Annotated in this window: 25 protein-coding genes; 1 reads left to right on the plus strand and 24 read right to left on the minus strand. The window is 42.9% G+C overall.

The genetic code is table 11. The annotated features are described in order from the left end of the window. Positions 1-126 precede the first annotated feature (126 nt). The 14 genes from BVI01S_RS13540 to metG all read right to left on the minus strand — a co-directional run bounded on the left by BVI01S_RS13540 (position 127) and on the right by metG (position 14189). A complete protein-coding gene (locus tag BVI01S_RS13540; RefSeq protein WP_034762970.1) occupies positions 127-1086 on the minus strand; it encodes a ribose-phosphate diphosphokinase in 960 nt (319 codons plus the stop codon). 13 nt (positions 1087-1099) lie between these two features. After that, positions 1100-2473, minus strand: coding sequence for a bifunctional UDP-N-acetylglucosamine diphosphorylase/glucosamine-1-phosphate N-acetyltransferase GlmU (gene glmU / locus BVI01S_RS13545; RefSeq protein ID WP_061810597.1), 1374 nt, complete (start codon positions 2471-2473; stop codon positions 1100-1102). A gap of 791 nt (positions 2474-3264) precedes the next feature. Next, complete coding sequence (gene spoVG, locus BVI01S_RS13550) at positions 3265-3558, minus strand: septation regulator SpoVG (RefSeq protein WP_032085215.1); 294 nt, start codon at positions 3556-3558, stop codon at positions 3265-3267. A 171-nt stretch (positions 3559-3729) separates the two neighbouring features. Then, complete coding sequence (locus BVI01S_RS13555; protein ID WP_034762966.1) at positions 3730-4104, minus strand: RidA family protein; 375 nt, start codon at positions 4102-4104, stop codon at positions 3730-3732. 15 nt (positions 4105-4119) lie between these two features. Further along, positions 4120-4956, minus strand: a complete 837-nt coding sequence (purR, locus tag BVI01S_RS13560) for a pur operon repressor (RefSeq protein ID WP_034762963.1) — start codon at positions 4954-4956, stop codon at positions 4120-4122. A 71-nt stretch (positions 4957-5027) separates the two neighbouring features. Continuing rightward, complete coding sequence (gene ispE, locus BVI01S_RS13565; protein WP_034762961.1) at positions 5028-5882, minus strand: 4-(cytidine 5'-diphospho)-2-C-methyl-D-erythritol kinase; 855 nt, start codon at positions 5880-5882, stop codon at positions 5028-5030. Between the two features lie 230 nt (positions 5883-6112). After that, positions 6113-6295 (minus strand): alpha/beta-type small acid-soluble spore protein, encoded by a 183-nt coding sequence (locus BVI01S_RS13570; RefSeq protein WP_034762960.1) that lies wholly within the window; start codon positions 6293-6295, stop codon positions 6113-6115. A gap of 119 nt (positions 6296-6414) precedes the next feature. Next, entirely contained in the window at positions 6415-6684 is a 270-nt protein-coding gene (veg, locus tag BVI01S_RS13575) for a biofilm formation stimulator Veg (RefSeq protein ID WP_032085220.1), read from the minus strand. A 300-nt stretch (positions 6685-6984) separates the two neighbouring features. After that, entirely contained in the window at positions 6985-7878 is an 894-nt protein-coding gene (gene yabG / locus BVI01S_RS13580) for a sporulation peptidase YabG (protein ID WP_061810598.1), read from the minus strand. A gap of 231 nt (positions 7879-8109) precedes the next feature. Continuing rightward, positions 8110-8988, minus strand: coding sequence for a 16S rRNA (adenine(1518)-N(6)/adenine(1519)-N(6))-dimethyltransferase RsmA (gene rsmA, locus BVI01S_RS13585; RefSeq protein ID WP_061810600.1), 879 nt, complete (start codon positions 8986-8988; stop codon positions 8110-8112). Further along, positions 8981-9541 (minus strand): ribonuclease M5, encoded by a 561-nt coding sequence (rnmV, locus tag BVI01S_RS13590; RefSeq protein WP_034762953.1) that lies wholly within the window; start codon positions 9539-9541, stop codon positions 8981-8983. The genes rsmA and rnmV overlap by 8 nt, the downstream gene beginning before the upstream one ends. Positions 9542-9659: 118 nt before the next feature. After that, positions 9660-10895, minus strand: coding sequence for a G5 and 3D domain-containing protein (locus BVI01S_RS13595; protein WP_244886941.1), 1236 nt, complete (start codon positions 10893-10895; stop codon positions 9660-9662). Positions 10896-11145: 250 nt separating this feature from the next. Beyond that, entirely contained in the window at positions 11146-11913 is a 768-nt protein-coding gene (locus tag BVI01S_RS13600) for a TatD family hydrolase (RefSeq protein WP_061810601.1), read from the minus strand. A 314-nt stretch (positions 11914-12227) separates the two neighbouring features. After that, the gene (gene metG, locus BVI01S_RS13605) at positions 12228-14189 is read right to left on the minus strand and encodes a methionine--tRNA ligase (protein WP_061810602.1); all 1962 of its coding nucleotides are present in this window, start codon (positions 14187-14189) and stop codon (positions 12228-12230) included. A 490-nt stretch (positions 14190-14679) separates the two neighbouring features. Between metG and abrB the strand changes: the two genes are divergently transcribed. After that, positions 14680-14961, plus strand: a complete 282-nt coding sequence (abrB, locus tag BVI01S_RS13610; RefSeq protein WP_034762946.1) for a transition state genes transcriptional regulator AbrB — start codon at positions 14680-14682, stop codon at positions 14959-14961. Between the two features lie 56 nt (positions 14962-15017). Here abrB and rsmI read toward each other — a convergent pair whose 3' ends face one another. The 10 genes from rsmI to BVI01S_RS13660 all read right to left on the minus strand — a co-directional run bounded on the left by rsmI (position 15018) and on the right by BVI01S_RS13660 (position 22502). Then, positions 15018-15890: a 16S rRNA (cytidine(1402)-2'-O)-methyltransferase gene (gene rsmI / locus BVI01S_RS13615; RefSeq protein WP_061810603.1), complete on the minus strand. Its 873-nt coding sequence runs from the start codon at positions 15888-15890 to the stop codon at positions 15018-15020. A gap of 20 nt (positions 15891-15910) precedes the next feature. Further along, positions 15911-16672, minus strand: a complete 762-nt coding sequence (locus BVI01S_RS13620; RefSeq protein ID WP_061810605.1) for a tRNA1(Val) (adenine(37)-N6)-methyltransferase — start codon at positions 16670-16672, stop codon at positions 15911-15913. A 251-nt stretch (positions 16673-16923) separates the two neighbouring features. Beyond that, a complete protein-coding gene (yabA, locus tag BVI01S_RS13625; RefSeq protein WP_061810606.1) occupies positions 16924-17298 on the minus strand; it encodes a DNA replication initiation control protein YabA in 375 nt (124 codons plus the stop codon). A 14-nt stretch (positions 17299-17312) separates the two neighbouring features. Continuing rightward, positions 17313-18140, minus strand: coding sequence for a PSP1 domain-containing protein (locus BVI01S_RS13630; RefSeq protein ID WP_061810607.1), 828 nt, complete (start codon positions 18138-18140; stop codon positions 17313-17315). Between the two features lie 7 nt (positions 18141-18147). Further along, positions 18148-19131, minus strand: a complete 984-nt coding sequence (gene holB / locus BVI01S_RS13635; protein ID WP_061810608.1) for a DNA polymerase III subunit delta' — start codon at positions 19129-19131, stop codon at positions 18148-18150. Between the two features lie 17 nt (positions 19132-19148). After that, positions 19149-19589 carry a YaaR family protein gene (locus BVI01S_RS13640; protein ID WP_061810610.1) on the minus strand — a complete coding sequence of 147 codons (441 nt, stop codon included), beginning with the start codon at positions 19587-19589 and terminating at the stop codon, positions 19149-19151. Between the two features lie 17 nt (positions 19590-19606). Further along, positions 19607-19936: a cyclic di-AMP receptor DarA gene (gene darA / locus BVI01S_RS13645; protein ID WP_034762933.1), complete on the minus strand. Its 330-nt coding sequence runs from the start codon at positions 19934-19936 to the stop codon at positions 19607-19609. 135 nt (positions 19937-20071) lie between these two features. After that, positions 20072-20704, minus strand: coding sequence for a dTMP kinase (gene tmk, locus BVI01S_RS13650; protein ID WP_061810611.1), 633 nt, complete (start codon positions 20702-20704; stop codon positions 20072-20074). 15 nt (positions 20705-20719) lie between these two features. Continuing rightward, entirely contained in the window at positions 20720-22135 is a 1416-nt protein-coding gene (locus tag BVI01S_RS13655) for an aminotransferase class I/II-fold pyridoxal phosphate-dependent enzyme (protein WP_061810612.1), read from the minus strand. A gap of 166 nt (positions 22136-22301) precedes the next feature. Then, entirely contained in the window at positions 22302-22502 is a 201-nt protein-coding gene (locus BVI01S_RS13660; RefSeq protein WP_061810613.1) for a sigma factor G inhibitor Gin, read from the minus strand. Positions 22503-22752: the final 250 nt, after the last annotated feature.

A 22752-nucleotide genomic window follows, 5' to 3' on the forward strand; every position in this document is an offset into this window, starting at 1 on the left:
CGAGGATGTTGACAGATAAGGGTTTCAAGCCTTTCCGACAGGAGCCGGAAAACGAAAAAGAAGAGCTGGTCCTAAGATTAAAAGGACAAGCTCTTCTTTCTATGCACAAACTACAAATATTAATTCTTAATCAAAAAGCGTGCTGACAGATTGTTGCTCATAGATGCGGATGATTGCTTCGCTGATCAAAGGAGCCACTGACAGGGACTTCACTTTACCGATCATTTTCTCTTCACCCAATGGGATGGAGTTCGTCACAACCAATTCTTTGATGTTGGAGTTTTCAATGCGCTCGATGGCAGGGCCAGAAAGAACCGGGTGCGTACAGCAGGCAAAGACTTCTTTCGCTCCGTTTTCAACCAATGCATTGGCTGCAAGTGTAATCGTACCGGCGGTGTCGATGATATCATCGATCAAGATCGCGATTTTCCCGTCGATATTACCGACGATGTTCATCACCTCTGCCACATTCGGCTTCGGACGACGCTTATCAATGATGGCGATAGGCGCTTTCAAGCGTTCTGCAAGCTTACGTGCCCTCGTCACCCCACCATGGTCCGGAGATACGATAACAAGATCTTCCGTATTGAATCCTCTTTCTTCAAAGTAATCCGCTAAGATCGGAACACCCATGAGGTGATCGATCAGGATATCGAAGAAACCTTGAATTTGAGGAGCATGCAGATCCAATGTGATGACACGTGTAGCACCGGCTGTTTCTAAAAGGTTCGCCACTAATTTAGCAGTGATCGGCTCACGTGCTCTAGCTTTACGGTCTTGGCGGGCATAACCATAATAAGGCATCACGATGTTAATCGTCTTGGCAGAAGCACGTTTCAGGGCATCCACCATGATCAGAAGCTCCATCAGGTTTTCATTTACCGGCTGACAAGTGGATTGGATGACAAATACATCACAACCACGGATACTTTCTTCGATGTTGATTTGGATTTCACCGTCACTAAAACGTTTCACGGACGATTTACCTAATTCCACTCCTACTTCATCAGCAATTTCCTTTGCAAGATGGTAGTTAGAATTAAGAGAGAAGATTTTTAACTTGGAATTAATATAAGAGTTTGGCATTGTGGACCTCCCATTATTTCTTATGATTTAGATTTTGAACATAATTTTCTTTATTTACTTGGCGAGCTCTTGCAATGGAAAGAGACTCACCGGGAACATCCTCAGTAATGGTAGAACCAGCGGCAATGTAGGCACCTTTCCCTACGCTGACGGGGGCAACCAGATTAGAATTGCAGCCTACAAATACACCGTCTTCAATCTTTGTCAGGTGCTTATTCTTTCCATCATAGTTCACTGTGATGGATCCACACCCGATGTTGACGTCACGTCCGACTTCAGCATCACCAATGTAGCTTAAATGTGAAGCCTTACTCGCTTTGCCGAATGTTGCTTTCTTGATTTCTACAAAGTTACCGATCTTCACTTCATCTTCAATGGTAGAAGCAGGGCGGATATGAGCAAATGGCCCAATTTGAACATCCGCTCCGATCGAACTGTCATGAGCCACAGACTGCTTCAAGACTGCACGGTCCCCGATCTCACAATCCTTCACCTCGGAGTTCGGTCCGATCATGGCATCTTCACCGATCGATGTGCTGCCTTGAAGCACTGTGCCAGGCAGGATCACGGTATCTCTTCCGATCGTGACATCTGCATCGATATAAGTATTGTTTGGATCTTTGATCGTTACACCATTGCGCATATGGAATTCATTGATGCGCTTTTTCATTGTGATCTCTGCTTGAGAAAGGGCCACGCGATCGTTGACACCAAGCGTCTCATCAAAGTCACTTGTCTGATAGGCACTGACGATTTCACCTTCCGATTGAAGGATCTCAATGACATCCGGCAAATAATATTCACCTTGTACGTTATCATTCGAAACCTTCTTCAGGGCATCGAATAACGCTTTATTATCAAAACAATACGTTCCGGTATTAATTTCTTTCACACTTCGTTCTTCTTCACTTGCATCTTTATGTTCCACAATGCGTTCCACTAATCCATCCTGGTTACGGATGATCCGTCCGTATCCATCAGGGGATTCCGTATGCCCCGTCAATATGGTCGCTTTGGCACCCTGTCCTTCATGATGCTTCACCAGCGCTTCCATCGTCTCTCCTTTAATGAGCGGCGTATCGCCACATACCACTAAAGTAGTACCTTCAAGGTCACCCAGGACATCTTCAGACTGCATCACAGCATGAGCTGTCCCTAACTGCTCAGCCTGTAGAGCAAAATCACTCTTGCCTTCTAAATGCGACTTCACAAGCTCAGCACCATGACCGATGATTGTGACAGTCTTCTCTATATGTAGTGTTGAAATTTGGTCGACCACATGTTCCACCATCGGCTTGCCACACACAGGATGAAGAACTTTATAAAGCTTCGACTTCATTCTCGTACCTTGTCCAGCAGCTAAAATAACGGCATATCGATTTGTCATTTTTGGTCCTCCAATAACCTTTTTATCCATAACGAATATATCCTAAAAACTCTACCATTTCAAGGATTCATGTAAAAGTACATATATTTGACAAACGAAAAGCGGAAGGGGCTCGCACTGGGGCGACAAGCATAAGACGAACATGCCGGAAAGGCGCTCTTTGCCTTTTTGGCATGTTTGACTTATGACCTCGAGCCCTAAGCCCCTGGAGCTGGACATCGCAGAAAAGCGGAGGCGGCTTGCTCAGGCCCGACAAGCATAAGACGAATCAACCGGAAAGGCGTTCTTTGCCTTTTTGGTTGATTTGACTTATGACCTCGAGGGACTAGCCGCCGGAGCTGGACATCGCAGAAAAGCGGAAGGGGCTCGCACTGGGGCGACAAGCATAAGACGAGTAACCCGGAAAGGCGTTCTTTGCCTTTTTGGGTTACTTGGCTTATGACCTCGAGCCCCAAGCCCCTGGAGCTGGACATCGCAGAAAAGCGGAGGCGGCTTGCCCAGGCCCGACAAGCATAAGATGAATTGACCGGAAAGGCGCTCTTTGCCTTTTTGACAGGTTTGACTTATGACCTCGAGCCTCTAGCCGCCGGAGCTGGACATCGCAGAAAAGCAGAAACCCAATGTCGAATTTTCTTTCCCACAAAAAACCAAAAAATGTTCATTTATAGGTTTCACCATTCTATAAGCCTGGGTATACAAAAAACGTAAGAACCAGCGCTTTTTAAAAAGGGGCTCCAGAAGACAAAAAAAAGAGCCTTACAAAAAGTAGGCTCTTGATGCAATAGATCCTATTAGGAAGCCCCAGCTTCTTCTAACTCAACTTCTTCCAGCTCTCCTAAACGGTGGTACTCAGCTAAAACGGCGTCTTGAATCTTGCCGCGGGTACCCGAATTGATTGGATGAGCAATATCACGGAATTCTCCATCCGGAGTCCGCTTACTTGGCATCGCTACAAATAAGCCATTGTTCCCATCAATCACGCGAATGTCATGAACAACAAATTCATTATCCAGCGTAATAGATGCGATAGCTCTCATGCGACCGTCGGTGTTTACTCGGCGTAATCTTACGTCTGTTACTTCCATTCTGTTCACCACCTTTTTCCCTAGATGAAATCTACTCTATGTATTCAACGAATTATTTAGATATTCCTTCTTAAATTGTAAAATTTTTTGAAAAGTTTTATTTTTTCCATTCATTCAACCATTCCATTTGAACTACACTTCTTTTTTGATACAAAAAAACACCCGTGAAGATTACTTCACGAGTGCGATTACTTCAATTTCAACCTGAGCATCTTTAGGTAAGCGGGCTACTTCCACACAAGAACGGGCCGGCTTGTGGTTGCTGAAATATTCCCCATACACTTCATTGATTGCCCCGAAATCATTCATATCCTTGATGAAGACCGTTGCTTTGACCACTGTTTCAATGGAAGCCCCAGCTTCCGATAATACGGCTTGAAGATTGCGGAAGACTTGATGCGTCTGCTCCACTACATCTCCTTCGATCATTGAACCCTCGGCCGTTAAAGGAATCTGTCCTGAACTGTAGAACAAATTATTTACGACAATACCTTGTGAATATGGCCCGATTGCTGCCGGTGCTTCCTTAGTAGAAACTACACGCATAGTAAATGCCTCCCCTTATGGTAAAAATGTTAGATTGGATTGAAAATAATTTCCTTCGGTTAAGGAAATCTGTTTATCCTTTTCATTTACTTCAGACAATTTCAACAATGAAACATAATCATCCACCAATCGTCCGTCCATGCTATTGGATTCAACCAGAACCCCGATTCCCGACAAGGTGGCAGAAAACTCTTCCAACAGGTTTTTCATTCCATTGATGGTTCCGCCTGCCTTCATGAAATCATCGACAACCAATACTTTAGATCCTTCCTTCAAACTTCTTTTAGAAAGAACCATGGATTGAATTCTCTTCGATGAACCGGACACATAGTTGATGCTCACTGTCGATCCTTCGGTTACACGGCTGTCCCGTCTGACAATGACCACCGGTACATTCAAATATGAGGCAATCGCATTGGCAATCGGAATTCCCTTCGTTGCCACTGTCATAATGACATCAATATCTTTTTCAGCAAATGCAGATGCCAGTAATTTCCCGACACTCTTCATGAGCTGGGGGTTACCAAGCAGGTCGGTCATATAAAGGTATCCGCCCGGTAAAAGACGATCGGAGCTTTCCAGGTGGACACAAAGCTCTTCAATCATGGCCTTCGCTTCCTGACTGTTTACCTTTGGTACATATTTCACTCCACCTGCTGCCCCGGGAACCGTCTGTACCGTCCCGACACCCCGTCCCTCAAATGTTTCCTTTACAATCGTCAAGTCTTCACTGATGGAAGACTTGGCAGAACCGTACCGTTCAGAGAAAAAAGTCAAGGGCACAAGTTGGTGGGGCCGTTCTAATAAATAGTGCGTCATATCAATCAATCGTTCGCTGCGCTTAAACTTCACCAAAGAAACCTCCTAAATCCGAATATTATAAAGTAAATATATCATTAATATACGGATTTCGGCAAGAGCTCTTAATCTCCAAGCATGCGCACTGCGAAAACTTGATCACAAAAACCTCTTAAACCATTGTAGATTCGATGAAGTCTTGATTCATATTGCACCAATCCATATACTGTCGGGCCGCTTCCGCTCATCAGAACGGCATCGGCACCGAACCGCTCCATTTGATCTTTAATCTGGGATACTTCCGGATGCATATCCAATGTAACCGATTCGAGTACATTCCCGAGATTGGAGCAAATATCACGATAATTCCCATGTTCTAAAGCTGATACCATTGCGCTGGTATCCGGATGCTGTATGTTTTTCAAGTCCAGATTTTTATACACATCCGCTGTTGAAACGCCTATCGTCGGTTTGGCCAAAATCACCCAGCAGTTCGGGGGAGCGGGAAGATGTTTGATCTTCTCTCCTCTTCCCGACGCCAGGGCTGTCCCTCCATAAACACAGAAGGATACATCAGAACCAATTTCAGCACCCAGCTCTGCCAATTCGTCCATACTCAGACCTAAATCCCATAATCGATTCAGTCCTTTTAAGGTCGCAGCAGCATCACTGCTTCCCCCTGCCAACCCTGCTGCTACAGGGATCACTTTATCGATGGAAATGGCTACACCCTTCTTGATGTTCAATTTCTCTTTCAACAGATGTGCAGCCTGATAGGCAAGGTTTCTTCCATCATCCGGCACAAATCGATTGTGGGAAAGAATTTTGATCGTATCGTCTGAAAGATTCGTCAGTTCAATTCTATCCGCTAAATCGATTGTCGTCATAACCATCTCAACTTCATGGTAACCATCTGAACGTTTATGTAAAACATCAAGTGATAGGTTAATTTTTGCCGGCGCCTTTACTAATAACCTCATATCATCACCTTCTTACCAATACTCTTTGTTATATTGTATCATACACTTATTATAGAGAGTGTTAACTTCTAAACATACTCATATAAGTATGTTATTTTATCACGTAAAGTAATGATAGGAAAGATTGCGTTGCCTCTTATAAAAAAAGGCCGCCGGAAAAGCATGACACTTTTTAGGCGACCCTTTTTATATGGTACTGATAAAAGATGTAATCCATATGTGTAAAAGAGTTAGTGAGTATGATGTTCGGACAGCTGCCTGCTTGCGCGCTCAACTGCACGCTTTACCATATTCCCTGCATCCCGGGACGTGATCCCGCCCCAGCCATCCTTCTGAACAACGTCATAGAACCCTAATTCCTGAGCGATTTCCTCTTTTAATTGGTCAGACATGATCCCTCTTCTTCTACTCATTGTCTACCTCCTTTAGTTGCACCACAGGGTTAGTATGTGTACGGAAAGGTTAAATAATGTTGAAAGATCATATGTAAAACATGTATTTTTAAACAAATAAAAAAGCAGCAAACAATTGTCTACTGCTGGCTAAAGATGATATTTCCTGTTGCTTCATCATAAAATGTTAATTGAACTGTCTCAGTGAGAACATCTGCATAGCTGTAAGAAACTCGTTCGAACGCATTCTCTTCTTGATCCAGCTGAACCACGAATACAGAAGGATACGTTTCGGCTAGAACACCTGAACGCTCAATTGTTTTTCGACGTCCACCGTTTGCTTTAAGCATTAAACGTTTCCCCAGATTAGAATCAAGGGATCTTTTAATGTCGGCTAATGTTTTTGGCATTTCGCTTCCACCTCACTGTTATTAACTATAACACATTATGTAATTTTAGTCAAATAAATTTATTATTTTAACAAGAACCATGAACACCTGTCAATATATTTTATTCAACAAAAAGTACGTTTTTTCTACAACCCTAACATTCCCCAATGAATGAAAAATTATGTAAACAATAAAAGCGGAGGCGGCTTGACAAGTCGAGACAAGGTTAAAAAATCACCACCCAACCAGTATATGTCACCTGAAAAGGAAATAGACCCTACAAGTAATTGTAAGGTCTTAGAAGGTTTTGTCGAACCTTCCCTATTCTTCTTCTGTGATTTTGTATGGCATTCCCGTCCGAAGAACACCTTTTGTCTCGATTCCGCCCAATCCTTTGTCTCCTGTCAGTGTGTTGCGGATGACATCCCAGACATTCACCGAATCTTTAAATCCTGTGAAACAGATCTTTGCCACGATATAAACGGGATCGAGGGCATGGATATTGACTCTTGACGGGGAACTCGCGAAGTTGGCACCTGCATGGATCAGGGATTCAAAGTGGGATTGACAGGCGCCGGCGAAAATCACAAGCTGATCCAGGTGGGGGGATTTGCTGCGGGCCTCCCTTACTGCCTGAACAAAATACTTCGAATGGCGGTACGCGTTGATATCAGCCTTGGCCCCTTTCGACTTGGAGTAGGCATCGTGACCTGTTAATACAATAATATTCGGTCTATATTTATCGATAATGGATCCGATTTGGTTAGGCATCTCTGTTTCACTACAGTGTACGCCTTTAACCGGGACACCGATTTTCTCATAAAGATCTAGGCATTTTCTTAAATAGCTGGGATCTCCATCAAGATGAAGCACTTTCCCCGGGACTTGGAAATAGTTGTAATCGTCTCGATAAGCATTCGTGACCCTGTATTCCTGCTTATACTTGAGAAGCTCTATATCCTGTCGGAACAGGTCGAGGGATTGTTCTTCTTTCGAACGAAATTCCTGCGCAATGCGGTCCTGTTCTCTAGGGTCCATCTTCTTCAAATCATGAAAAGGAGCATCCGCTATTAATCGAAAATCTTCACCATACAGTACTGCCGTTTTATGACCATCTATCATGCGGATATCTATTACCCTGAATAAAATATCACATCGATATGAAAGGCGACCTACGACATCATTGATTTCGATATTCACATCAGTCACTCCCATGGGCTAAACATTGGTTGATAATACAAAATAGGAAATCAACAAGCCGAGGAGGGTCTGCATCCGCCTGCCCTTCTCAAAGCCCTTCCTTATCATCCATTAAGTAAATATTCCCTGTGATAACCTATGCACTTCCGGAATATTCCGTGTCAATAAAATGGGAGTGGACTGATCAGTTTACATATACAAAAAAATGGCTAAACGCTCCTTCACGTTTAGCCATTTATGCATGCTTTAGTTGAAATTCGGGTACAACTCATCGCTTAAGCGGCCGAATTCCTGTATCGTCAGTGTCTCCCCCCTGCGGGTAGGTTCGACGCCAGCTTGGGATAATGCCTCCAGGATCAGCTCTTTCTTTTCCTTCCCCTGAGGGAGTTGACTCGTTAAGTTATTCAAAATCGTCTTTCTTCTTTGAGCGAAGGAAGAGCGTGTAACGGTAAATAGGAAGTCTTCACTGATGACCTCTACAGGAGGCCTCTCACGCTTCGTTAGCCGGATGACGGCAGAGTCTACATTCGGCTGGGGCATAAAGACCGTTTTAGGGACAGTCATGACCATCTCAGCCTCTGTATAATACTGAATGGCGATGGATAGTGATCCATATGCCTTTGTTCCCGGTTGAGCTGAAATACGGTCCCCTACTTCCTTTTGGAGCATGACGCATATTCCCCTGATCGGGAGACGTTCCATTAATAATTTCAGGATGATGGGCGTGGTGACGTAATACGGAAGATTGGCTACCACCATAATATCGTCGAAACCTTCAAATTCTCTGTTTATGATCGCTTCAACATCCGCTTCAAGGATATCTTCATTTATTATTTTCACATTATCATAAGGAGACAGGGTGTCATCCAGGATCGGGATCAGTCGCTGATCGATCTCAAAGGCTACAACTTTTCCCGAAGTACGGGCAAGATGTTCTGTCAGGGCTCCGATTCCAGGTCCGATTTCAATAGCCGCTGTTTTCTCGGATAGTCCAGCATATTCCGTTATGTTCCTTAAAATATTGGGATCAATTAAAAAATTCTGACCAAGACTCTTCTTAAACGAAAATCCGTACTTTGTAAGGATTTCCTTTGTTCGTATCGGGGTTGCAATATCTTTATGCATGTTCTTCCTCCTGAATGATTTCCATTAACGCTTTTTTAAATTCTTCTTTTTGAATATTAAACATCCGTAAACGTTTCTGCAGCTGTTTTCCATTAGTGTATCCGATTCTAAGCTTCTCACCAAGGGCTATTCGCCTGTCCTTCGACTGCGGGCTTCCGATCAAGCCGGCATCGATCAGATCTTCTTTCGAAATGATTTCCGGCTGATCGACATCCAATAAATGAGCTTCCTTCAAGGACTCCCTTATGACGTCCGGGCTTGCATGTTCGACACCTATCCCCCTGCCTGATTTCGGCAGTGCGTCTTTCTTATGTACAAAGGCATGCTTGCATCCGGGTACCGCTTCACTCACGATCTTCCGAATTCGTTCTCCCGGATAATCGGGATCCGTAAATATGATAACGCCCCTTTTTTCCTGGGCATGCTTAATTTTCTCTATAGTAACAGGAGAAACCGCAGAGCCATTCGTTTCGATCGTATCTGCATCGACGGCACGCTGAATGGCTACCGTATCGTCCTTTCCTTCCACCACAATGATTTCTTTGATTTTCATAATTCCTCCAAAAAAGTTGAAACATTTTTGCACTTCAATTCGTCTAATAAATGAAGACCTAAAGCTATTATAACGGTTTTAACCGAGAAATAAAAAAAAGCAGGAAAACACCCTGCTCCTAGTTCAATATTTTCACTTTGATGGTTTTTCTTCCCCAACGATAAGCGTCTGATTTGGATGCGAAGAATACATCGATTTTATTCCCTTTGATCGCTCCGCCTGTATCTGCCGCAACAGCATATCCATAGCCTTCCACATAGACCTTTGAACCTAAAGGAATAACGGAAGGATCGACTGCGATCACTTTAACGTTAGGATTCGATTTTAGATTGATGCCTGTAGCCGTATGGCCGGAACATCCATTACACGAAGCTGTGTACGCAGTAGAACTGACATAGAATTCCCGTCCGCCACTAGGAGCGGCTGATGCTTCTGCACTGGATGAGGAGGATGAAGAACGTCCACGTGAAACCTGGGCCACTAAAACCTTTGTTCCGACATTGACGATTTTATCCTGACTTTCTTCCACGACTTTTTCACTCACTAATTTTCTGGAAACCTCTTTACCATTCTCTTTTACGATTTCATACTTCTTTTCAACTTTTCCGTTTTTGCCTTCTTGAACGACTTTCTCTTTTCCTTTTGAAAGGTCGGAGTCCTTCTTGGAAATAACGGTGAAATTCTTTGTCTCTTCCACTACATCGGTGACTTTTTCAACTCGAACGACATTTACGACATCATTTGCTTTAACAACTTTGTCTAAACTTGGTTCAACACGGTCTGAATCTTTTAGTGTAATTCCTTGTTGCTTTAAAAAGTCAGCGACCGTAGTCGAAGTAGACCATACCTTTTGCTCTTTTCCACCGTTTACAAGCTTAAGTGAAAATGCGGTATCAATCTTTACATTCATGTTCCCTGTTACTTTTTCTGATAAGCCGGGTTGGACCTTATCATGTTCTCCTACTTGGATTTCATTTTCAGAGAGTAACTCTTTTACTGTTTCAGCAGTCGTCCAGATTTTTTTCTCCTGGCCTCCTACTGCTATCCCTACCTGTTTTGCCGGTTCCCAAACAATATTCATGTTATTTGAAACCTTCGTATTCCCCGAGGGGTACAAATAGTCTTCTGAGCGGGGTGAAATCTCTAATTCTTTTAATATATCTTGAATCGTGTTTGCATGCGTCCTAATCTCTTTTTGCTCGCCGTCTAAGGTCAATGCTACAGTGTTCTTCGATCCCTCATAAAAAAGAATTCCGAATACAGCTGCCGATGTTACGATGGTTCCGATTGTAACAATCCATTTCCTTCGACTCAAAGACTTGGAAAACAGGCTTTTCATGGCTTTAAAGTTCATGAAAAACGCCTCCTTTTCTCGGAGTGATTATATAGAGTTATCCAGTGACTGTCAACCCTTACTTCTTCTAACCTAATCTAGCAAAATATTACAACCCGGGGAACACAAAACATATTATGCAGAAAATGCAAGAAAAAGAAAAGAGAGAGTTATCGACACGTTTATCCTATGAAACACGATTCCTATGTAGAACTTTTTGTTTTACTTAACTATTAGGACAAGCTCTCTCAATTCTCGACAATATCTGATGTCAGTTTATGTTGAATAATTTTATTGCGTTTTCTGTTGTGATCCTTTCTACTTCCTCCAAAGACACTTCTTTTAATTCCGCGATTTGTTCCGCTACAAGCTTCACGTAAGCCGGTTCATTTCTCTTCCCTCTATATGGATGAGGAGCGAGATAAGGACAATCGGTTTCAATCAGAAGCTTCTCAAGCGGGATCTCTTTTGCCACGTCTTTTGGTTTCTTGGCATTCTTGAACGTTACGGGACCTCCAAGGGAAATATAGAAATTCATTTCTACACATTCTTGAGCGATTTCAGGACTTCCACTGAAGCAGTGCATGATCCCTCCTACTTCCTCCGCTCCTTCTTCCCTAAGAATATCCACGATATCCTGTGTGGCTTCACGGTTGTGTATGACGATCGGGAGTTTTACTTTCTTAGCTAGTTGAATCTGTTTTCGGAATACTTCTTTTTGAACATCCTTGGGGGATTTGTCCCAATGATAGTCAAGCCCCATTTCCCCTATAGCAACGACTTTAGGGTGCTGTGAAAGTTCTTCTATCCAAGCTAAATCCTCATCATTCATATCAATTGCATCCACTGGATGCCACCCGATTGCGGCATATAGAAAATCATATTGACCAATGAGTTCCATGGCCCGATTAATGGTCGGACGGTCAAAGCCGACAACCACCATTTTTTCGACTCCAGCTTCTCTTGCCCTTGACAATACCTCCTCCAGATCTTCGTCAAATTGTTCAGCATTCAAATGAACATGTGTATCAAATAGCATATAAGACACTCCTTGTAATAAAGATAAGTTTAATATAAAAACGCATGACAAGCATCACATTCATGTAACATTCATATTACATATTATGGTTTCTTTGGATATTTTTTATTTACAGAGTTCGCATTACAGTCACACTTCATTTTATCTATTTTAGTGACAGAACCAAAATCATCTGTTTATCCCTCTCTATTAATTATACTTATATAATTAATTCCCTTTAATAACAATCCCTATTCGTCAGATTCATTATATACATATAATAAAGGGATGTTCCACGTGGAACATCCCTTTATTGATCTATCACAAAGAATCATTTATTTAACTTTTGTTCCATTTGGTAAGGACTGATCGATGGAAGCAAGAGATAACGTTCCATTTTCTTCTCCGGCAAGGATCATTCCTTGGGAAAGTTCCCCGCGAAGTTTTACCGGCTTCAGGTTTGTTACGCAGATCACTTTTTTCCCAACGAGCTCGTCCGGCTGATAGAATTTTGCAATCCCCGATACTACTTGACGTTTTTCATAGCCTAGATCCAATTGCAGCTTTAGAAGTTTATCGGCTTTTTTAACCGGTTCCGCTCCAATCACCTCGGCTACGCGAAGCTCAACTTTCATGAAATCGTCAATCCCGATTTCCTCTGAAGCTTCCGGTGCGGAAACTTCCTTCTTTTCTTCCACGACAGGAGCAGATCCCTGCATTTTCTCTTTAATAAAGGCTACCTCTTCCTGTAGTTCAAGACGCGGGAAGATAGGCTCCCCTTTTTTGACTACTTCGGTGCCTGACGGAATGGCTCCGAAACGCTCAAGGCTTTCCCATGTGTGCATGTTTTCATCATGCAAATTCAGCTGCTCGAAGATTTTCTTAGGTGTTCTTGTCAAGAAAGGCTGTAAAAGGACTGCCACTCTTCTCAATGATTCAGCCAAGTGACTCATCACACTTCCCAGTTCTTCTTTTTTACCTTCATCTTTCGCCAGGGTCCACGGCTGTGTTTCATCAATGTATTTATTCGTACGGCTGATTAACTGCCAAAGGCTGGACAGGGCAACTGAAAACTCCATATTTTCCATGGCTTCTTCATACTTCTTCACCGTTTCATTGTTCATATCCCAGAGTGCTTGATCAAATTCACCATTAGAATCAACATACGTTGGAATGACTCCATCGAAGTATTTATTGATCATGGCCACTGTCCGGTTCAATAAGTTCCCGAGGTCATTGGCCAGGTCAAAATTGATCCTCTCCACGAATCCTTCCGGCGTAAAGACACCGTCCGATCCAAATGGCACTTCTCTTAATAAATAGTAGCGAAGAGAATCAAGACCATATCGATCGATAAGGGTAACAGGATCCACGACATTCCCTTTGGATTTGGACATTTTCCCGTCCTTCATCAGAAGCCATCCATGAGCGAAGACTTTCTTAGGAAGCGGAAGATCCAAAGCCATCAGCATGATCGGCCAGTAGATCGTATGGAAACGGACGATTTCTTTTCCTACCAGATGCACATCCGCCGGCCAATATTTCAAGTAGTTTGCGTCTTGTTCGCTGCCATACCCTAAAGCCGTGATGTAGTTGGAAAGGGCATCGATCCAAACATAAATGACGTGCTTCGGATCACCAGGTACCTTCACTCCCCAATCAAAAGTGGTACGTGAAACAGCAAGGTCTTCCAAACCTGGTTTAATGAAGTTATTCACCATCTCATTCTTCCGGGATTCTGGTTGAATGAACTCAGGATTTTCTTCATAATAAGCAAGTAGGCGATCGACGTATTTACTCATCTTGAAGAAATACGACTCTTCCTTTACTTTTTCAACCGGGCGTCCACAATCAGGACAATTCCCGTTTTCTAATTGTCTTTCCGTAAAAAAGGATTCACATGGTGTACAGTACCATCCTTCATACTGATCCAGATAAATGTCGCCCTGCTGGACAAGCTGATTGAAGATTTTTTCCACGATATCCTTATGGCGCTTTTCCGTCGTCCGGATAAAGTCATCATAAGAAATATCCAGTTTCTCCCACAGGTCTTTAATGCCACTTACAATTCCGTCAACATATGCCTGAGGTGTGATTCCTTCTTCTTCGGCTTTTCTTTGGATCTTCTGTCCATGTTCGTCCGTCCCTGTAAGGTACATGACATCGAATCCACGCATTCTCTTGTAACGGGCCATGGCATCACCGGCAACCGTGGTGTATGCATGTCCAATATGTAAATTTCCACTTGGATAATAAATCGGCGTTGTAATATAGAAGGTGTTCAACTTTTCTTCCACTTCCTGTTCCTCCTCATTTTTCACTTACCCCCATAAAGCCAAACCAGACTCCGAATGGTTTATAGTGGCATGTCTGTTATATACATCCATTCTTAACCTTACCTATCATCTTAACCTCTTATCTCATCAAAATATACCTAAAATAAAGGGTTTCTGCAACTAAACAATGTTGATTGTAAGTTTTGTCGAAAACGACATTGGATTTTGTCGAAATATGTCGAACTTGTGCATTAGGTAAAGAAAATTCGACAAACTTATTTAATATTACTTTCATTACAATAATATTCAATTGGTAATACAATTTTTTACAACAAAGCGTAAAGCTTATTATAACAAGACTTAAACATCCATTTATTATTAATAATTTACAGATTTAATTATTGACGAGATTCCTAATCGTTGGTATGATAGTATCAGTTAATGAAATTTGTCGAATATTGACGAAACAGATAGAGATAAATAATCATATTTATTTGGAGGAGATTCTCAAATGAAGTCTACAGGTATTGTAAGAAAAGTTGATGAACTGGGCCGTGTCGTTATTCCAATCGAACTACGTCGTACATTAGGTATCGCTGAGAAGGATGCTTTGGAAATTTATGTGGATGACGAAAGAATCATCTTAAAGAAATATAAGCCAAGCATGACTTGCCAAATCACTGGTGAAGTTTCTGATGACAACATCAAGCTTGCGAATGGTAAATTAGTTCTTAGCCGTGAAGGTGCAGATCAGTTACTGAAAGAAATTCAGGAATCTTTACAATCAAAATAATCCTTTGCTATATGACAGGCCTGAGTCCATTCGACTCAGGCCTTTTTGTTTGGCAGTTATTCCACGTGGTAAGCCTGGTATACTTCACGTTTAGGGAGGGATCTCTCCTTGGAGACTTGTTTGATGGCTTCCTTTGAGGACATGCTTTCTTCATCTACATAGTGCTGGACATGATCTTGCAGGGAGTAGCTGCTCCACCAAGCGTCTTCCTCCTCTTTCTCTTGTGGACCTGCCCCCTCGATCAACAAGCAGAATTCCCCCCGCACTTCTCCCTCATTCGCCCATTCGATTACTTCCTCGATTGAACCTCGAATGAACTCCTCGAACTTCTTCGTGAGCTCTCGGCAGATGACGATTTGTCTATTTCCCAAAGCCGCATATAATTCTTTTAATGTTTCTTTTAATCTGTGAGGTGATTCGTAAAGGATAAATGTATCCTCCAACGATTTAAGGGTTTCAAGCTCAGCTCTTTTGTCTTTTTTTCCTCTATGCAGAAAACCATAGAAGTAAAATGGCTGAGGAGCTAAACCTGAAGCGATGAGAGCCGTAAGGGCGGCATTTGCCCCGGGCAGTGGAATGACGGCAATGTTGTGTTCGATTGCTTCTTTCACCAATTCATAACCTGGATCTGAGATCGATGGCATTCCTGCATCACTGACAAGGGCCACGAGCTCTCCCCTCTCCATTCGCTCAATCAGTTTCTGTCCGCTCGTTTCTTTATTATGTTCATGGTAACTGAAGATTGGTGTATCAATTTCAAAGTAATTGCACAGTTTCTTGGTATTCCTCGTATCCTCCGCTGCAATCACCGTCGCTTCCTTCATCATTCGGATGGCACGGAACGTCATGTCCTCGAGATTTCCGATCGGCGTGGGGACAAGATACAGGCTTCCTTTTTCACTGTCCTGAAAACTTTTCTGCTGCTTCATGGTGAATATCACCTCCTGGTTCATGTTTGGTGGTTCGTTTTATGTTTTCCATATAGCATATCATGTACTTCTTTAGAGTACTCATTCTGCTCATCGTATACATATAAAGGGGGAAGGATCTTTAGGTCCGGTTTCCCATCTTTTATTCCTTCTATTAATATCGTGTTGGCTTCTCTCCCGGGCTTTGGATACACAAAGCGCAATCGTTTGGGCTCGAGTCGATGTTTTCTCATCAGTGAAAGGATATCCATCAAACGGCCTGGGCGGTGAACGAAGGAAGCCTTGCCTCCCTGTTTCAGCAAATAGCTGGACGCTTTGATGGTATCCTCAAGGGTGCATAAGATTTCGTGACGGGCAATCGCATAGTGCTCGTTCACATTTCGTTTATCTCCTGGCGGCGTATTGAAATAGGGAGGATTGCATGTAACCACATCATAGTGAGAATGATGGAGGAGTTGATCAATCTCCTTTACATCGCCTATTTTCATCGTGATTTGATGTTGACGGTCATTATACTCGACACTCCGCTGTGCCATGTCAAATAACCGCTCTTGAATTTCCACTCCTGTTATCTGGACATTGGTTCTTGCACTCAGCAATAAGGGGATGATGCCGTTCCCTGAACATAGATCAACTACCTTACCCTTATGAATCGGCAAATAGCTGAAGTGGGCCAATAGGACCGCATCTGTTGAAAAAGAGAACACGGAAGGACTCTGAATGATCCTCATGTTTTCAGCTAATAAATAATCTAAACGCTCATCTTCTTTTAACTCGACCATGCCTTTCCTCCATTTTTTTCTTCTATTATATGTTGTTTTTGCTTTTCGATTGTCCAGCTCCGGCGGCTAGTCCCTCGAGGTCATAAGCTAAATGGTCCAAGAAGGCAAAGAACGCCTTCTCAGCCCATTCATCTTATGCTTGTCGGGCCTGTTCAAGCCGCCTGCGCTCTTCGAATAAAAAGGACCAATCCCACTATATATGTGGATCAGTCCTTTTTATCTGTATTCTGTTCAGAAGAATGAAGTGTCCTTTATTTCTTATTTAAGAAAGAAAGGCAGAATAAGCAGTCTTCATCCTTCCGGGGACTTCCGAAATGTATGTTACAAATATGAAATCCTTCCTGGTATAGTCGAGCAAGGTTGTCATAGCCTTCTCCGATATCCAGTGTTTTATCTTCTAAGTCTGACTCACTCGTCGTACCCGCATCGTTGTTTGTTTGTACCTTTTTTGGTGAGTTCTCTGTTTGTTCCAGTCTACGGCGCAAATGTTCATTTTCTAACTTTAGAGAATTATTTTCCTCTAACATTTCAGCTAGGCATTGTTTGAGCTCACCTAATTGATGATACAAGTCACCAATTTGTTGTTCCATGTTACTGACTGAATCAAAGAACTCTTTCTTATCCACGACACTACACCCCGTTACTCTGTGGCTTGGAATGATACGGCACCTTCGTTCATAATTTCATCTAATGTGAATTCCAGAACCCGCTCTTCTTCTTTGATTTCCACCTGAAGAATACGTTCCAGAATATTAAGACCTACCACTTTACCTTTTCCATGAGGTGTCTTAATCACTTCTCCGATATCAGGTAATTCTTCTTTCGCTGCTTCATACTCGTCATTCTCGTATTTCAGACAGCACATTAAACGTCCGCATAAACCTGAAATCTTCGTGGGATTAAGGGATAGATTTTGATCCTTCGCCATTTTGATGGACACAGGTTCAAAATCCCCTAAAAAGGTTGAACAACACAGCATGCGGCCACAAGGACCAATACCACCAAGCATTTTTGCTTCGTCTCGAACGCCAATCTGACGAAGTTCAATGCGCGTACGGAAAATGGAGGCCAGATCTTTCACCAGCTCCCGGAAATCAACACGTCCATCAGCCGTAAAATAGAATATGACTTTATTACGATCGAATGTATATTCTACATCTACCAATTTCATATCCAATTGATGCTGATTAATTTTATCACAACATACGTTATAGGCTTCCGTTGCAGACGACTTGTTCTCGTCCACGATCAATCGATCTTTTTGATCGGCGATCCGAATCACTTTTTTCAACGGAAGCACTACATCGTTTTCTCCGACTTGCTTTCTCTCTACGACTACTTTACCAAATTCGACTCCGCGGACCGTTTCAACGATTACATAACAATCTTTTTGAATGTCCAATTCACCCGGATCGAAATAATAGATTTTACCCGCTTTTTTAAAGCGAACTCCTACAACATCGTACAAAGGACCATCACCCCTGCAGTTTTAGCATAAGCTGTTCTACTAGCAGCTGCGAATTCATATTGGCGTTTAATTTGCGTTTTGCTTCAAGGATCACCGTCATATTAGTAGAAAGACGATTGGTTGATACTTGAAGTGCGTTGGATTTCCAGTTTTCCTTTTGGTCCGGGTACACGAGCTGCTCTTCTTTTCCTAACTGGATATGAAGTAAGTCTTTATATATTAGAAGTAAAAGATCCAATGCTCGATCGACTTGATCTTTTTCTTTGAAGTGCTGTACAAAATCCTCTTGTATTTTGACCATTGCTTGGAAGGGACTTTTCTGGAGGACTTCATATAATTTTAACACTATTATTCTTGCTTGTGCAAACCACTCATTTTGACATATTTCTACAGCTTCCTCATAATGGTTCGTCAAGTTGGCTGCAAGAGTGGCAAAGTGAGGCGGGATCCCCTCTTCCAATAACTGTTGGGTCAGCTGTTCTTTCGGTAATGGTTTAAATGAAACCGTCTGGCACCTGGAAAGAATGGTTGGCAGGATCCGATGAATATTTTCTGTGATGAGAATCGCGGTTGTATCTGCTAACGGCTCTTCCAGAAACTTTAATAGGCTATTGGCAGCATTCGCCGTCATCTTATCTCCGTGAACGATGATGTAGATCTTCTTCTTGGATTCTACACCCGTTTTCGAAAATTCTTCTTGCAGACTTTTAATCTGATCCTTCTTGATAGATAGACCATCAGGCTCCACCACATGCAGATCCGGGTGATTCCCGTGATTGATCCTTTTGCAGTTGGAGCAGTCTTCACACGGCTTTCCGTCTACCCGGTTCAGGCATAATAAGGCCTTGGCGAACAGCATGCTCATTTCTTTCTTTCGTGTCCCTTTTTCACCCTCAAATAAATAAGCATGAGCGACACGATCCTTCAATATACTATTCTGCAGCATCTGAAGGACGACTGGCTGAAATGGTTGTATCTCTTCAAACAACATGTCTTAACATCACTCTCTTACATATAAAGATTAATAAGCAGACCCTTTATTTCCCCGATTTTCCCTAATATATCAATTGACTTCTTTTCTTTATCCAATACATCTTCCGTTAAACCGACAAGATGCTGATCAACCGTTTCGACGATATTCAGCTTTCGTCCCTCCCCATATTGATTCCAGGTATGGGACTGCTTCAGGTCCATTCCGAAGTCGACTGCTTCCCGTACAAACTTCTTGACCAATGTTTTATATTTGGCAAGATCTTTGAATGTCCTTGACTGGGCTAAACGTGTGCCTGCGTCCTCTATCGTCCCAAGAAGCTTACTAAGTTGGTCCATCTGCATTTTCTGATCATGTTTCTGAACGAGTTGACCGAACTTCACTTGGCCGGTACTGCCAGTTCTCTGATCTTTCGCCATGCTATCCAAGGACACACGGTGGTCCTGATTAATTTTCATCGTGATCCAACCTCACTTTAAAACTGATGGAATTGTTCTACAGGGAGAACGAATACCGTTGCCCCGCCTACAGCCACTTCTACGGGATAAGGCACATAGGAATCTGCATTTCCACCCATAGGGGACACCGGTGCTACCATTTGATCCCGTGACTGACAGTTTTCCTTAATGACCTGTAAGGCTTTTTCCACACGAATATCCTCAGTACCAATAATGAACGTCGTATTTCCTGACTTCAGAAAACCGCCGGTGCTCGCTAATTTTGTCGAACGAAAATTATGTTCCATCAGGGCATTAGACAAACGATTGCTATCCTTATCCTGTACAACTGCCATAATTACCTTCATGAATGAACTCCTCCGTTATAAAGCCATTTACTTCCTTCTATTATATCATTGAAAAGACTCCAATGCTTCATCTAAAAAAGAGACGGAGGACCAGGCAGCGAATTTTTGCCCGGCAGTCCGTCTCTTCTACTAGTCTCACCTGTTTAAATAACCCGTCACGATTTCATACGCGTCAGCAAATACCGCTTCCTTACTCTTACTGGCATCGATGACTTGAATGCGATCGGGATATTGTTTGATCAACTTCTGATACCCCTCCCGGACGCGAGTATGAAATTCAACCGATTCGAGATCCAATCGATTCACTTCTCTGCCGTTATGCTTGGCAATTCTCTTTAACCCCTCTTCGGGATCAATGTCAAAATACAGCGTGAGATCCGGCATCTTATCCTCAATCGCAAATTGATTGATGTCCATGACTTCTTCCATCCCGATTCCACGGGCATTTCCCTGATAGGCAAGGGAACTGTCGATAAACCGGTCACAAATCACGATCCTGCCTGCCTCAAGGGCGGGGATCACTTTCTCCACCAGATGCTGACGTCTCGCAGCTGCATATAACAGTGCTTCCGTCCGCTTATCCATTTCCGTGTTCATTGTATTTAATATGACTTCCCTGATCTGCTCAGCAATGGAAATACCTCCCGGCTCCCTCGTCTGGACAACATCCAGGCCATCCTGCAGCAGTTGTTGATATAACTCTGATAATATCGTTGACTTCCCGGCTCCCTCGGGTCCTTCAACGGTAATGAACAATCCTCTTGTCATTTGTTTCCCTCCGCTTTATCGATACACATACAGACAGTGGTCAGCCAATCGATGATGCCCCTGTATGTTTGCCATATTCCTTATATATTCGTTCAAACGCCGGATTACATCTGCAGTGATGCGTTCCCCCGGCACCAGTATGGGGATGCCCGGTGGATAAGGTGTCACCATTCCAGCGGAAACTTCTCCTTCTGCATCGTCCAGGGAAATCAACACTTCCACTTTCCCGTCCATTTCCTCCAGGGTTAATGCAAGGCTTGAGAAAGGGGTTGTCCTTCTCGGGCTGATTACTCCCTCCATAGGAAGGACTTCCACCACAGGCTCATCCTCGAGCGCCTTTTTTATCCTGGTGATCGCTTCCTTATACGGAAACGAAAAACCCTTCTTTACTAAAGGAAGAATCAGAAGTACCTGATTCGGATCAGCAAGTTCAGGGTAGACACCTACAGATTCTAACAGCTCCTTTAGAACATAACCCGTCCGCCCTGCGAACTTCATGATCAGCTTTAATGGATCATGTGCCTGTTGAACAATGAGCTGAGGATGGATCCGTTCAATCCCATCTATAAATTCGCGAATATGCTCAAGTGTTTGATCCAAGTCCTCTTTTAAAAACGTCCCGACATAGGATCTCGCGTAATCAAGAGATGCCATAATCGGATACGAAGGACTACTTGATTGTAGCATAGTTAAATAGTCTTTTACCTTATGCGCATCCACCCGGCTACTTCCAATATGTAAATACGATCCCATCGTCATGGCCGGAAGCATCTTATGAGCGGAATGAACCACAATATCTGCCCCGCACTCCATGGCAGACTCGGGAAAAGGCGTGCCCAATGTAAAATGAGCACCATGAGCCTCATCAATAAGACAGATGACACCATGCTTATGACACTCATCTATGATTTCTTTAAGATTGTATGTAAAGCCATAATAAGTCGGATACGTGAGTACACAAGCTTTCACATGAGGGAATACGTTCATCGCTTCCTTTATATCCTCCAACCGTATCCCAAGGGCGGTCCCCATGCCATCCCACTCGGTTTCAATGAAAACCGGAATAGCCTTGGCAAGCCTGACGCCGTTCAGCACCGACTTATGACAATTCCGTTGAACAAATACTGTATCCCCCGGTTCACAGGAAGCAAGGATCGCTGCAATATTCCCTACCGTACTTCCATTCACCAGAAAGTGACTCGCTAAAGACCCATATACATCCCCAAGCAATTCCTCCGCTTCCCGGATCGCCTCAAGGGAATCATGTAAATCATCCAAACCACTTAACTCTGTAAGATCCGATTGATAAAATGGCTGATCCTGCACCAATAAACCGTTCTTATGCCCTGGTACATGAAATGAAATGGGTTGTATGGACCGATGCCTCTCGATCGCCTCAATCAGCGGGGTTCTTGTATGATCTCGCTTCATTCCATCTATCTCCTTAAAGTAAAATATCCATCCATATCGTATCATACCCACGCGGCACCATGCTTCGGAGAATTCAAATCTTTTTTGGAGAGAGGTGAATCAACGAAACTCATAAACCATTGAAACGCTGAAAGCAAAAAAAATCATAACCATGTATACCTTCTGGTTATGAGTAGATTTGAGGAGTATTCACTTTTTTCAGCCTTTGTATGAACATTTTGTACAAAGGATCATTCGTTTCTGTGTGAACCATTTCCTTTTCACAATCTGTGCAGATAAACGATGTGTATAGATGGATTCCAACCTTCTTCTCAACGTGACAAACGATGCACTCTTCCAAAGCCGCCTTACGTTCCTGATTTACCATCGGGCCCTCCACCTCCATACAATCTATTCTGCCTCAAAATCACTAATTGTATACATAATTATAAACATTTCAACTGACAGAATAATCAAGTGTACTCTAATCTTATGTTGCCGTTAACGTGTCTGTGTATGTCTCTATAAAAAAGATTGTGAAAAGATGTTGGTATATTGATGACTTGAGATTATGAGTGTATTAGGTTGAGAGATGGAATGATTTTTCGAACTTCAAATCAACACAAAAAAAAGAGCAA

It is taken from the genome of Rossellomorea vietnamensis NBRC 101237, from assembly GCF_001591825.1.
GTDB classification, from domain to species: Bacteria; Bacillota; Bacilli; order Bacillales; family Bacillaceae_B; genus Rossellomorea; species Rossellomorea vietnamensis.

Coding starts and splice junctions, on each gene's coding strand:
- BVI01S_RS13540 (WP_034762970.1), bottom strand. CDS start 1,086: ATGCCAAACTCTTATATTAATTCCAAGTTAAAAATCTTCTCTCTTAAT.
- glmU (WP_061810597.1), bottom strand. CDS start 2,473: ATGACAAATCGATATGCCGTTATTTTAGCTGCTGGACAAGGTACGAGA.
- spoVG (WP_032085215.1), bottom strand. CDS start 3,558: ATGGAAGTAACAGACGTAAGATTACGCCGAGTAAACACCGACGGTCGC.
- BVI01S_RS13555 (WP_034762966.1), bottom strand. CDS start 4,104: ATGCGTGTAGTTTCTACTAAGGAAGCACCGGCAGCAATCGGGCCATAT.
- ispE (WP_034762961.1), bottom strand. CDS start 5,882: ATGAGGTTATTAGTAAAGGCGCCGGCAAAAATTAACCTATCACTTGAT.
- BVI01S_RS13570 (WP_034762960.1), bottom strand. CDS start 6,295: ATGAGTAGAAGAAGAGGGATCATGTCTGACCAATTAAAAGAGGAAATC.
- veg (WP_032085220.1), bottom strand. CDS start 6,684: ATGCCAAAAACATTAGCCGACATTAAAAGATCCCTTGATTCTAATCTG.
- yabG (WP_061810598.1), bottom strand. CDS start 7,878: ATGGGAGTGACTGATGTGAATATCGAAATCAATGATGTCGTAGGTCGC.
- rsmA (WP_061810600.1), bottom strand. CDS start 8,988: ATGCATAAAGATATTGCAACCCCGATACGAACAAAGGAAATCCTTACA.
- rnmV (WP_034762953.1), bottom strand. CDS start 9,541: ATGAAAATCAAAGAAATCATTGTGGTGGAAGGAAAGGACGATACGGTA.
- BVI01S_RS13595 (WP_244886941.1), bottom strand. CDS start 10,895: ATGAACTTTAAAGCCATGAAAAGCCTGTTTTCCAAGTCTTTGAGTCGA.
- BVI01S_RS13600 (WP_061810601.1), bottom strand. CDS start 11,913: ATGCTATTTGATACACATGTTCATTTGAATGCTGAACAATTTGACGAA.
- abrB (WP_034762946.1), top strand. CDS start 14,680: ATGAAGTCTACAGGTATTGTAAGAAAAGTTGATGAACTGGGCCGTGTC.
- rsmI (WP_061810603.1), bottom strand. CDS start 15,890: ATGAAGCAGCAGAAAAGTTTTCAGGACAGTGAAAAAGGAAGCCTGTAT.
- BVI01S_RS13620 (WP_061810605.1), bottom strand. CDS start 16,672: ATGGTCGAGTTAAAAGAAGATGAGCGTTTAGATTATTTATTAGCTGAA.
- holB (WP_061810608.1), bottom strand. CDS start 19,131: ATGTTGTTTGAAGAGATACAACCATTTCAGCCAGTCGTCCTTCAGATG.
- BVI01S_RS13640 (WP_061810610.1), bottom strand. CDS start 19,589: ATGAAAATTAATCAGGACCACCGTGTGTCCTTGGATAGCATGGCGAAA.
- darA (WP_034762933.1), bottom strand. CDS start 19,936: ATGAAGGTAATTATGGCAGTTGTACAGGATAAGGATAGCAATCGTTTG.
- tmk (WP_061810611.1), bottom strand. CDS start 20,704: ATGACAAGAGGATTGTTCATTACCGTTGAAGGACCCGAGGGAGCCGGG.
- BVI01S_RS13655 (WP_061810612.1), bottom strand. CDS start 22,135: ATGAAGCGAGATCATACAAGAACCCCGCTGATTGAGGCGATCGAGAGG.
- BVI01S_RS13660 (WP_061810613.1), bottom strand. CDS start 22,502: ATGGTAAATCAGGAACGTAAGGCGGCTTTGGAAGAGTGCATCGTTTGT.